At 49.6% G+C, this 12,383-nt stretch carries 7 protein-coding genes and 2 pseudogenes; 5 read left to right on the top strand and 4 right to left on the bottom strand.

Annotation, left to right across the window (positions count from 1 at the left end; all coding sequences use genetic code 11):
* Nucleotides 1-188: 188 nt before the first annotated feature.
* A complete protein-coding gene (locus KNV97_RS00245; protein ID WP_218561812.1) occupies nucleotides 189-3,065 on the bottom strand; it encodes an HD domain-containing phosphohydrolase in 2,877 nt (958 codons plus the stop codon).
* A gap of 228 nt (nucleotides 3,066-3,293) precedes the next feature.
* Between KNV97_RS00245 and KNV97_RS00250 the strand changes: the two genes are divergently transcribed.
* From KNV97_RS00250 to KNV97_RS00265, 4 genes and pseudogenes are all read left to right on the top strand, one after another.
* On the top strand, nucleotides 3,294-4,037 hold the full coding sequence (locus KNV97_RS00250; RefSeq protein WP_136486946.1) for a phosphatase: 744 nt from the start codon (nucleotides 3,294-3,296) through the stop codon (nucleotides 4,035-4,037).
* A gap of 112 nt (nucleotides 4,038-4,149) precedes the next feature.
* Nucleotides 4,150-4,535 (top strand): annotated as a pseudogene (locus tag KNV97_RS00255) (cytochrome b562).
* Nucleotides 4,536-4,735: 200 nt separating this feature from the next.
* Nucleotides 4,736-5,119: a DUF2946 family protein gene (locus tag KNV97_RS00260; protein WP_218561793.1), complete on the top strand. Its 384-nt coding sequence runs from the start codon at nucleotides 4,736-4,738 to the stop codon at nucleotides 5,117-5,119.
* 182 nt (nucleotides 5,120-5,301) lie between these two features.
* Nucleotides 5,302-6,801, top strand: a complete 1,500-nt coding sequence (locus tag KNV97_RS00265; protein WP_218561813.1) for a PepSY-associated TM helix domain-containing protein — start codon at nucleotides 5,302-5,304, stop codon at nucleotides 6,799-6,801.
* 116 nt (nucleotides 6,802-6,917) lie between these two features.
* On the opposite strand, the gene gloA2 is transcribed toward KNV97_RS00265, so the two are convergent.
* From gloA2 to KNV97_RS00280, 3 genes and pseudogenes are all read right to left on the bottom strand, one after another.
* On the bottom strand, nucleotides 6,918-7,301 hold the full coding sequence (gene gloA2, locus KNV97_RS00270; RefSeq protein WP_136486938.1) for an SMU1112c/YaeR family gloxylase I-like metalloprotein: 384 nt from the start codon (nucleotides 7,299-7,301) through the stop codon (nucleotides 6,918-6,920).
* A 19-nt stretch (nucleotides 7,302-7,320) separates the two neighbouring features.
* Nucleotides 7,321-8,250 carry a LysR family transcriptional regulator gene (locus tag KNV97_RS00275; protein ID WP_136486936.1) on the bottom strand — a complete coding sequence of 310 codons (930 nt, stop codon included), beginning with the start codon at nucleotides 8,248-8,250 and terminating at the stop codon, nucleotides 7,321-7,323.
* A gap of 458 nt (nucleotides 8,251-8,708) precedes the next feature.
* Nucleotides 8,709-10,455: pseudogene (locus tag KNV97_RS00280) on the bottom strand (sigma-54-dependent Fis family transcriptional regulator).
* Between the two features lie 339 nt (nucleotides 10,456-10,794).
* Here KNV97_RS00280 and exaC point away from each other — a divergent pair.
* Nucleotides 10,795-12,315, top strand: a complete 1,521-nt coding sequence (exaC, locus tag KNV97_RS00285) for an acetaldehyde dehydrogenase ExaC (protein WP_136486932.1) — start codon at nucleotides 10,795-10,797, stop codon at nucleotides 12,313-12,315.
* Nucleotides 12,316-12,383: the final 68 nt, after the last annotated feature.

Consider the following 12,383-nt stretch of genomic DNA (forward strand, 5'->3'; position numbering starts at 1 on the left):
AGGGAGATCACATAAATAGCAAATATGAGATCTCGCCCGGAGGGGTATTGTCTACGACAATTTGACACACATCAACTATTGATAGCGCAATCGACCAATAATTGAGTTATTTTTTAGCTAACTTACTAATTTTTAAAGGTACTGACTGGTAAACTTAGTTTGAATTTATCTCCGAACCGGCCTTGTTTTTAAAACTGAGCCTTCATAAAGGCTTTAACGGTTTTAATCTCTTCGCCAATATCGACCTCGGTACATTGCTGCGTATTTAAGAAGCGCTGGGCGTATTCAGCATAAACACCGGTCTCCAGAAACAGCACATACAGTTTAGGGTCAATGTGGCCCGAGGTTGCCATCTGGGTCATGATGGCTATCGACTCAGTCAGCGTTTTGGCTTTTTTGTATGGCCGGTCACTGGATGTCAGAGCTTCAAACACATCAGCGATGGCCATGATCCGGGCCGGGATTGATAACTGCTCTTCGTTCAGCCCGCGCGGATAACCTTTCCCATCCATACGTTCATGGTGGTTGCCGGCAATGTCCGGCACATTCTGCAGATGTTCCGGATAGGGCAGGCGACGCAGCATTTCGATAGTCTGAATAATATGGTCATTAATGACGAAGCGCTCTTCATCGGTCAGCGTACCACTGCGAATACTCAAATTATGTAGCTCGCCGCGATTGTATTGGACATCGAGCGGTTTGAGTGTGAACTCTGACTGCTGTACCGCTGCTGGTTGGGTGTCTTTGGCCCAGGTGATTAGGTGCTCTGGTTTATCGGCCAGCAAGCCTTCCATAACGGGCAGGCTCTCATTGTCAGGGTAACGTTGTTGTTCCAGATGGGAAACGCCCAGCCTGTTGTCCAGAGTCCGTTTCCATTGACGCCTGGCAATTTGTTGCAAGCGTTCAATGTCCTCATCACGCATAAATTCAGAGCCGATGTTGCATTGAGCGACAAAACTGAACTCCTCGTCTAACGTGTGTCGGGTGCTGTCCAGTTGCTGTTGAAGTTCAGTTGGGTCGCCGCCCTGAGCAACGGCTTGCCAATACTCGGCTTCAGCTTGCATTTTGAGCAGTTCGAAACGCATGCGTATCTCATGGATACGATCATAAATGGTCTCGAGCTTGGTGGCTTTATCAACTACGAACTCAGGCGTGGTGACTTTACCGCAGTCATGCATCCAGGCGGCCAGATTAAGCTCTTCCCATTGTTCACTGTTCATGGTGAAGCGTGGGAAGTAATGATGATCCTCCACCGCAGCTTTGGCCAGCATCTTGGCGAGCTCGGGGACACGCTGGCAATGTCCGCCAGTGTATGGAGATTTGGTATCGATGGCAGAGGCGATCAAGGCGATGAAGGCATTCAGCATATCTTTTTGCTGCTGCATTTTGTCGATATTGTCTTTGGCTATTTCAGCAAAACTGAGTACCTCACGTAAAAACGCGTGTTTATCGAGTTGTGCCTTGGTGGTGGTACGTTCATAGCTGAGATTGAGTACGCCGACGAGCTGACGATGGCGGTTAAGTAACGGAAAAAGATAGATATCGCTGTTAAACAAATAGTCTTTGTGTTTGCGCAGGATATTGTCATCACGAGTCAGGTGAACCAGTTCCCCTTTCTTCAGTTCAGAAAGTAGCCAGGGTGTGTCCTGAACTAACTGATTGATATCGATTTTGAACGGAATAATTGCATGATTGGCGGCAATCGTGAACGTTTGACATTCATTCGAATACAAATAGAGCAAAATGGTTTCCGCTCTGGTCACGATGTAACTCTGATGAGTAATGGTTTTCGCCAGCACATCAAAGTCCTGATTCGAAGCGGTTTCACGCAATAGTTTCAGCAGGTCGTGCAGAGTGTGTTCCATCAATTCGATGGACTGAGTAAGATCGGCCACCTCTTTGATCACGCTTTTCGGATAGCGGGTTTTCTGAAAATCAAAGCGCGCGATGTTATCTGTCTGTACCACCAGGTTTTCCAGCGGACTGGCCAGACGCCGCGCCGTGAACCAGACAATCAGGAAACAGCCCATCAGTAGAAAAATGGCGACCATGATTTGCTGATCGCGCATAGACAGCAGGTTAGCTAGTAGCGCTTTTTGAGGCGTTGCTTCCGCCAGGAGCAGATGGACGTGCTCGTTGAGCGTCACCGGGGTCAGGGTGACGGACCATTCGTCAGAGGCAAAATGGGTGGTGGTGTATAAGGTTTGGCTGCTGATACGGTTGGCTATCGAACCGAAAATACCGGAGGCCAGTTTTTGTTTGGTTTGCTGATCGCTGTCGCTCACCGTCATCCCGGTATTGTGTTCAGCCAGCAGGCGGAATTGATGATCGAACAGCGCAAGTTTGGCATCGGGCGAATAACCGATACGGGCCATCTGGTTAGAGAGTGAATTTAACGTGAAGTCTGCCGCTACCACGGTTTGACCATCATAAGAGCGTCTGGAAAGTGTGACACCGTGGGTTTGGAGAAAGTGAAAAGAGTAGGGCTCGGTGAGTCGTGTGATGCCATCGTCTTGAGCCTGAATGTACCACGGGCGCTCTCGTGGGTCGTATGTATTGTCGTGGCTCTGGCGAGTCATCATAGTATTCAGTTCGCTATCGACAAATAATACGATACTGCTGCCATCCATCCGGGTGCGGTTAATAAACAGTTGTGCTTCCGGAGGTGCGTCAAACTGTTTGCGTGATTCGGCACTGTTAAGCGGCCTTATCATCGTGAAGTCGCCCTGATTATTACCGTAATACAGTGCAATTAAATCCTGATTACGTTTAAACACCAGGCTTAGCGCCGCAAACCAGTTTTTCGCTTCCTGGGGCGGCAAACCCTGATCGACAAAGTGACTAAAAGCCATGAAATCGAGAGTCGTCAGTACCGGTGACGCGTTCTGACTAAACGCTGCTTCAAGTTTGCGGCTATTTTCATGGCTGAGCTCTTTGGCACTGGTGGTCAGTAACTGCTGTGAATGATAGTAACTGACAGCAATTAATGCTGATCCAACTAATGTTACTAAAACGACAAATAATGTACTGATTTGAATGCTCAGCGGGTAGCAACGTTTGGTCATAAAGCCATCTCTAGTTCGACGATGGTATAAGTATTGTTCAAGTTCCATAACTTGCAAAAATCAACCAATTAGCGAGTTTCTATTTTGCTGAAAGTTGTTTAGGGCTCACAAATTTCGTGTCGTTAAGCAGGGCCGTTCACATCTCAGTCGTCATCAGCAGCACCATTCAGAGATTGGTATCCACCAGGGGATATTGTTAAACTGATTGAATAACGGAGGGAAGTAGCGATGAAATTAGCGGTTGATACCCACACCCACACGTATGCCAGCGGGCATGCTTACAGCACATTGATTGAGAATGCCCAGTCAGCGGCCAAGCAGGATCTGACCATGTTCTGTACCACAGACCATTCAGAGTCGATGCCCGGAGCACCGCACTATTGGTTCTTCTCCAATCAACGCGTTTTACCGCGTTTTCTGCACGGTGTCGCGGTGGTTCGTGGCGTTGAATCCAATATACTCAATACCGCCGGAGAGATAGATATCCATCCTTCAGTGGATCAGAACCTAGATTGGGTCATTGCCAGTTTTCACGAGCCGGTATTTCGCCCAGGCACGAAAGCACAACATACCGAAGCGCTGCTGAACGTCATTCGCAGCGGCCGTGTTGATGCTCTGGGCCATCTTGGTAATCCGCATTTTGACTTTGATTTTCAGCCGGTGATTGATTGTGCCGCACAGCACAATGTCGCGATTGAAATTAATAACAGTACTCTGAAGGGGCACAGCCGCGCAGGTAGCGTTGACCGATGCTATGAAATTGCACAAATTGCCAAAGCGTGCGGAGCCTGGATTACCACGGGCAGTGATGCGCATTTTTGCCAGGATGTCGGTAACTTAGCCTTGGCCAGCGAGCTTTTGGACCGGGTAGGAATCGCGTCGGAAAAAGTCATCACGCATACCGCAGCGCAGTTTGTGCAATTTCTTGCTTTACGTGGACGTCATCCGGTTGAAGCGTTTCAGAACCTTTAATGTTTTTGGTCAGCCGGGCGGCGAATGTAAGTATTTGAAACAATTTCAGCTTAAATTGGATGATCAGATTCAAGTACACTATGGCGACTGAACTCAAAGGGTGGCAGATATAATGAAGAAAGGCATGATACTGAGTGCTGCATTGTTACTTAGCAGCCAGGTTTTTGCTGCTGAGGTCGATCTGAAGCAGACGATGAAACAGATGAAAGTGGCATTTAAACATGCCGCTGAGGCTCAGAGCATCGAGGAAATGAAAGCGCCGGTCGCGCAACTCAACGAGCTGATCTCCCATGCCAAACAGGGTGAGTATCCGCCGGAAAAACAGGATTATTACCTGGAAGGCTTTAATAAGCTGAGTGTCGCGCTGGATAAAATCGAGAACGAACTAGCAAATGGTGAATTCGAAGCGGCGCAAACGTCACTGCGTGGTGTCGATAATCTGAAAAAGAGTATCACGAAGGCCGTAATCCAAGTATCTGGAAACGCCTGTTCGGCTGATCATTACCCATTATTGTGGTTTATTCTGCTCCGTAGTGCCGGTTAAACGAACGTTGATCGAGACTACGCCGATACTACGCCGATACTACGGGGCTGATTTTTGCCATCAGATATACATTCTCTGCTGAGTCGGTATACTTTGCTGAGTCGGTGTACTTTGCTGAGTCTGTATAGTAGCGGCAATTTGTTTGAGAACCTTTATGAACCTCCTTTGCCGTTTTCACCGCATTATGATCTGTACCAGTGTCCTAAGTTGGCTGCTGGTGACGTTGATGCCGGTGCTCAATGCGCACAGCGGCCAGCAGAATATCTGGCAAACATTTTGCGTATTGGCCGGCGGTGATGTAGAGACGGCGCATCCGTCTGAAGGTCATACTCACCCCAAACACACCAAAGTTCATTCGCAGCATGGTAAACCTTGCCCGTGCGCGCACTTCTCTAATTTTCACTATGCCGGGCTGACCACCATTCAGTCTGTTGCAAGCAGAGCGCTATTCACCGCAGAGCGTTATGCATTCACTGCGCGCAAGCAGCGCTTTGGCTTATCGATTCCCCGCGCCCCGCCATTCGGTCATGTGTCCTGAGCGTTATATTGCCGATGCAAGCCGTCCGAGCCTTCTTGATGCATCAACGATGATTGTGGGCTGGCGGGCGTTGCCAGGACTCGACGTTAAATCTTAATAACCCAAAATAATTCATATTTCAGGCGGTTCCCCGCAGTCTTAGCGGAAGGGAGCCGTTCGTCCGAATCGTATAAGGAAACTCCATGTCGAGAATGTCTGCCGCGTCTCACGAATCTGTCGAGCGCGGAAAATCTCTCTACTTTTTAACCTGGCGCTGGCATTTTTACGCCGGTCTATTTGTCGTGCCGTTTATTTTAATCCTGGCGGTTACTGGCATCGTGATGATGTTTGACGGTGAAATTGAGCAGGCTCGCTACAGCGATATCCTGCAGGTAACACCCCAACACCATCAGGTGGCGGTTTCGCAGCAACTGGCCGCGGTGCAAAGTGCTTATCCTCATGGCATTGTGACGGAGTTTATCCCGGCGCAGGCCGTTGATGTTGCCAATAAATTTTCCGTGCGGATGGCTGATGGCAGCGATCGGTTTATTACCGTCAATCCATACAGCGGGGAAGTGCTGGGCAGTATCGACCGCACTCAAAGCTGGTACCAGCTGGCGAATGGCATTCATGCCACTTTGTTGATCGGTGATGCCGGAGACTATCTGCTGGAAATTGCTGCCAGCCTGGGAATTTTGCTGCTCGTGACCGGGTTATATTTATGGTGGCCACGTGATAACGCCAGTCGTTCGGGCTTTCTCAAAATCCGTTTCGGCAGCGGCTCACGCATCGTGATGCGTGATATGCACGCGAATCTGGGTGGCGTGCTTTCTATTGTCCTGTTGTTTTTCCTGATTTCCGGTCTGTCCTGGACCGGGTTCTGGGGCAAGACGTTTGTTCAGACCTGGAACTCATTTCCGACTTACTACACCTACGGTGAAAAACCGCAATCCAAGCCGATGACGCATGCCAGCCTTAACCACGGTACAGAAAAAGAACTGCCGTGGAACCTGGAACTGACGCCGATGCCCGAGTCGACGCATCCGGTAATGGAGGAGCAGCCGATGGCTGCCGGCGCGCCCTCTATGGCCGGCGGGCAACCGGAAGAGGCGCATGATCACTCCAAAATGGGCATGGGCGAAGTGCATGCCATGGGGCATGGCGCGCTGAATATCGATACCATCATGGCGAAGGCCAAGCAGATGGGATTTGGTTATTATCGGGTGTTTTTCCCGACCGGCGCGACAGGCGTTTACACTGTCACCGCCAATACCATGGCCGGCGATATTCATGATCCGCGTGACGATCAAACGATGCATTTCGACCAGTACAGTGGCGAGGTGTTGATGGGCGTGACCTGGCAGGACTACACTCTGTTTGCCAAGGCGATGGCAGCTGGCGTATCGCTGCACCAGGGTGATCTGAGCCCGCTAAACAAATGGCTAAATGTGGTGTTTTGTTTGTCGTTTATTCTGATTGCAGTGACGGGGGGCGTTATGTGGTGGATTCGTCGTCCGGCAGGCAAAGGAAAATTGAGCGTGCCGCCGCGTTTTGAGCAAGCGGGGATCTGGAAAGTAGGGCTGGTGACGCTCATTCTGATAGGCGTCGCTTTTCCGTTGGCCGGGCTGAGTATTATCAGCGTGTTATTGCTCGACTGGCTGCTGTTCAGCCGTGTTGCACGCCTGCGTTATATGCTGAGTTGATGTGTGTCGTCCTCAATGTGTAAACACATTTCAGGACGAGACAATGGATGCAAAAAAGCCAGAATGACAAAATTCTGGCTTTTTTACCTGCAGGTCATGACATGATTGGAGATCCATCAGGCTTGATAAACTTCCAGTGGCAATCCATCGGGATCCTGGAAAAAGGTGAACATGCGCCCGGTGTACTCGTCAATTCGGATTGGCTCTACCTCGATCCCCTGTGATTCCAGGATGGTTTTTACCTCCCTGACATCCTCAACGGCAAAAGCGAGATGGCGGAGTCCCTGAGCTTCCGGATAACTCGGGCGTGGCGGTGCATCCGGAAATGAAAACAGTTCAATTTGTGCACCATCCGGCAGAGCAAGATCAAGTTTGTATGAGTCGCGCGCGGCACGGTAATTCTCTGCGACTATCTCCAGCCCTAATATCTCACTGTAGAAGTATTTAGAACGCTGGTAATCAGCGCAGATAATCGCTGCATGATGTAACCGCTTCAGCATCCGTTAATCAGTCCTTAATTCAGCCTTTGTCATTTAACTTCACGCTCAGGTGTGTCATCACATAGTCGATAAACACCCGTAACCGCGCCGGCATGTATTTGGTTTGCGCATATTGCATCGCAATTGCACCATGGTAGTTACTCTTGATCGTCCAGTCTTTGAGTAACTGCACGACTTTACCGCTGGCCAAATCATCCTGCACCACAAAATCGTGAAAAATACCGATGCCCAGGCCGTTTTTTACCCCGTTTAAGCGCATTTGCGAATGGTTCACGGCATAACGCCCGCTCACGGCAACGGTATGGAACTCGTCATCTTTGAGAAAATCCCAGAGGTGGTCTTTGTTGGTTTCGGCGAGATACAAACAGTCATGCTGGGCAAGTTCAGTCGGATGGGCGGGATTACCGCGTTCAGCCAGATATTCCGGACTGGCGCACAGCACCAGATTGGTTTTACACAACTCACGCAACACCAGATTTTCATCCGGTTTATCAGTCAGTTTAAATGCGACATCAATGTCATGTTTAAACAGATCTATCTCACCATCGGCGGCGCGCAACTTAAGTTGGATCTGCGGATATTGCTTTAGAAATGGAATAACAAAGGGCTGAAGCACCGAGTTTAAAAACGCTTCAGGAGCGGCAACGGTCAATGAACCTGACGGTTCCGTATGGTCTGATCCCGATAATTCCACCGCCTGTTGCGCCGCATTTACCATCACCAGGCATTGGTCGTAGACCTTTTGTCCCGCCTGGGTGATCACCAGCTTACGAGTAGTACGTTCGAACAGTTTGACTGAAAGCGCCTGCTCCAGACGCGTGATCAATTTACTTAACGCCGAGGGGGTCACTCCGAGTTTTTTTGCTGCAGCAGTAAAACTGCCTTCGTTGACCACTAAAATAAAAGTCGCTAAGTCAGGAAGCAGGCCTATCAGTTTGGTATTGAGCATGTCCGATTTTTCTTCAGTTACTAAATTAAAATTCAATGTGGATTTGCCAGGCGCTCTTTGGCTGTGCGGTCAAGCCGGCAACGAATTGAATTCGATGACAATCTGTCGTCACGCTCGATTTAAAGTACGATGTGACAGCATGATAAAGTGTCTCATTCTTGCAGATTTATGTGTAATGAGTGTCCAGTGATTGCTTTTTATCTGTCAATCTGTGCGCTGTGCCAAAAAAAAATGTTAACAGGAAGGGGTAAAAAGAAAGTTTGGCTACATATGTTATTGATAGGAAAGTATTTATTTTAGCTTATTTTGTGAATTCAGGTCATAGATATTTGTTAGATTGGCCGTTTTTTGCGGAATTATTCAGCGAAAACGGGGCGTGCAGACCGTTCATGCTGTTAAAAAACGTGCCAACTGCGTAGCCGAAGTTGGCAGGAACATCAGTGGCAAGAGCAATCGGCTTATTGGAGTATGCCGAGTGCTTTAAGTTTTCGGTACAAGGTGTTGCGGCTTATCCCTAACATTCTCGATGTGCGGCTGATATTACCCTGGTTGGCCTGATAGGCTTGCAGCAGGGTATCATCTACCGTGGTTTTGAGATCAACACTTTCTGTCGCCAGCTCGCGTCGTTTTTTGGCGGTCAGAGACTGACTGATATGACCTGGTACATGCTCAAGCCTGAGCTGTGGCTCATCGCTCGCCAGCAGGCAAGCCACCTTCATCAGGTTATCGAGTTCACGAATATTGCCAGGCCAATCATACCCGCACAATAAGCTCATCAGATGAGGGCACAAAGTCTGTTGACCCAGCCGGTACTTGTTATGAATATGTTCAATTAATGCGGCTTTGTCCTGGCGCTCGCGCAGTGCAGGTAGCGGCAACACCAAGCCATTAAGGCGATAGAACAGATCCTGGCGAAAACGACCTTCAGCCACGGCCTGTTGCAGATCTTTGTGTGTCGCGGCGATGATCTGAATATCAACCTGATAACTCTGATTGGATCCCACCGGCACCACCCGTTTATCCTGCAGTACGTGCAGTAACCTTGATTGCGCTTCAAGCGGCATATCGGCGATTTCATCTAAAAACAAGATGCCTTGATCGGCTTGTCTGATTTTGCCCTGATAGCCTTTACTGTTCGCTCCGGTAAACGCCCCCCGACATATCCGAACAGCTCTGATTCAATCAAATCTTTAGGCAGCGCGCCGCAATTAACACTGACCAGAGTCTGGTTTTTACGTGAGCTACGTTGATGCAGAGCCTTAACGAACTCACCTTTACCCACGCCGGTTTCGCCCAGAATCAACAACGTAATGTCTTTATCAATCAATTTGTTGGCTTGTTGCCAGGCTCGCTCGGTCGTCATATCGCCAAAATGTAAGTCGCAAGATGCAGAGTAGTGACGCGCTTTGTGCGGTGGTGACTTTAGCTCATGCTTTTCATACACGAAAGCGGCAGAATGCGCGCCGAACAAATCTTCAATCGAGTGGCCAATCACGGAGTGTTGCGCCAGCAGCTGAGCGGCGATGTGGTTATGGGCCAGCACTTTTCCGCTCTCATCCGCAATCACAATGCCTTGCCAGCCACTGTTGAGTAGTGAGCGATCACAGGCCAGATCAATTCGCATCGTACCTTGCGGAATATCGCACAGCAGATGATTTTCGATCAGCTGTACCATGTTTTGCACCAGAACCTGAGTGGATAAATCGTGCTGTTTTTGCTCACTGGTAATGTCCAGCACACCGATCAACTCGCCTTGGTGGTTAAACACCGGACAGGCGGAGCAACTGATAAAGTGATGCTGCCGTATGTAATGCTGGTCACCGATAATGTTGACTGGCCTGGCTTCAAAAATCGCGGTGCCAATGGCGTTGGTGCCTTTGATTTTTCCTGCCAGCAGGCACCGGATTCAAGCGCTATCTCGGTCAAACGCTGTTCGAAACGGGATTGTCCCCAGCTGGAAAGAATAACGCCTTCCTGATCGGTCACAATCAGACGACTGTCACTGTGTGCGCACATCTGGTTAAACAGGGGCAACGCGTATTTTTCTACCGCAGCGAGTAGAGAGGTCGCGCGCCACTGACGTTCCTTCAACTGATAGTTTGGCAGGCGAATGTGCTCTGGCTGACTTCTTTGGTTCAGACCTGCTTGCTGGCTTCTGTGCCAGGACGTGGTCAGCCAGTCTTGATTAACTGATTGAATTTGCATAACTGTTCCATGTTGTCACAGTGGCAGTGTGTCATTTTGGCACACTGGAACACTGGGTGGCAGTACCCAACTTCGGTTCCCGGATGACACTGTTCTTGTAATCATATTGGTAATCATAGTTTTACATTTATTTAACAACAAGATTTCTCATTCTGGCCTGTGATTTGCGTTGTGTAGTAAAGCAACGGTGCAGCAAGGTATGGCAATGCTGTCTTTTATCGCGACCTGCTGCGCAATCATCAACCCAACATCGATAACCACAATAATCAGCTCAAACGGCGCTGTTGAAACATAAACACTCCATTTATACGTGAACGAGAAAGTAAGAAGGAACGAACGATGATTTATGCACAACCCGGATCGGACAACGCGATTTTCAACTTCAAAAGTCATTACGATAATTTCATTGGCGGCCAGTGGGTAAAACCAGTCAACGGCCAATATTTTGATAACACATCGCCGGTCAACGGCCAGCCGTTCTGTAAAGTGGCACGTTCCGGCCCGGAAGATATCAGCCTGGCGCTGGATGCGGCTCATGAAGTGCGTGCAGAATGGGCCAGAACCAGTGTGACTGAACGTTCCAATCTGCTGCTTAAAATTGCTGACCGCGTAGAAGCAAACTTAGAAAAACTGGCGTATGTGGAAAGCTGGGAAAACGGTAAGCCAATCCGTGAAACACTGGCGGCTGACCTGCCATTAGTCGTCGACCATTTCCGTTACTTTGCCGGCTGTATTCGTGCCCAGGAAGGCAGTGCGGCCGAAATTGATGCGACAACGGCCGCTTACCATTTCCCGGAACCTATCGGTGTGGTAGGCCAGATTATCCCATGGAACTTCCCGATGCTGATGGCAGCATGGAAACTGGCTCCTGCGATTGCGGCCGGTTGTTGTGTGGTGCTCAAACCTGCCGAACAGACGCCAACGTCTATTCTGGTGCTGATGGAAACCATCGGCGATCTGCTGCCAGCAGGTGTGGTGAACGTGGTTAATGGCTACGGTTCTGAAGCAGGCCAGGCGCTGGCGACCAGCAACCGCATCGCCAAACTGGCCTTTACCGGTTCGACCGAAGTGGGCAACCATATCCTCAAATGTGCCGCTGACAACCTGATTCCATCCACCGTTGAGCTGGGCGGTAAATCACCAAACATCTACTTTGCTGACATCTTTGATCATGAAGATGCGTATCTGGAAAAATGTCTGGAGGGTACCTTACTGGGCTTCTTCAACCAGGGCGAAGTGTGTACTTGTCCTTCGCGGGTGCTGGTGCATGAAGACATTTATGATAAGTTTATTACCAAGCTGGTGGAGCGTGCGAAAACCATCAAGCAGGGCAACCCGCTGGATACCGATACCCAGGTCGGCGCTCAGGCTTCACAGGAACAGTTCGATAAGATTCTAAGCTATATGGAGATTGGCCGTCAGGAAGGCGCTCAGGTGCTGCTTGGAGGCGCTGCTGCGCTGCAACAGGGCGATATCAGCCAAGGCTACTATATTCAGCCGACCATGCTGGCAGGTCATAATAAAATGCGCGTTTTCCAGGAAGAGATCTTTGGCCCGGTTATCGCGATCACCACCTTTAAAGATGAAGCTGAAGCGCTGGCTATCGCCAATGATACCGAATACGGCCTCGGCGCCGGTGTCTGGACCCGAGATACCAACCTGGCTTACCGTATGGGGCGCAATATTGAAGCAGGGCGCGTGTGGATCAACTGTTACCACGCTTACCCGGCACACGCAGCATTCGGTGGCTACAAAAAATCAGGTATTGGCCGTGAAACCCATAAGATGATGCTGGATCATTACCAAAACACCAAAAACCTGTTGGTGAGCTATGATGTTAACCCTCTGGGTTTCTTCTAAGTTCGGCTCCATCACTTCCCTGGCTGATTAGCCGCTTAGATTCAACACCAAAGCGCCCGAAAGGGCGT

This window comes from Vibrio ostreae, assembly GCF_019226825.1.
GTDB classification, from domain to species: domain Bacteria; phylum Pseudomonadota; class Gammaproteobacteria; order Enterobacterales; family Vibrionaceae; genus Vibrio; species Vibrio ostreae.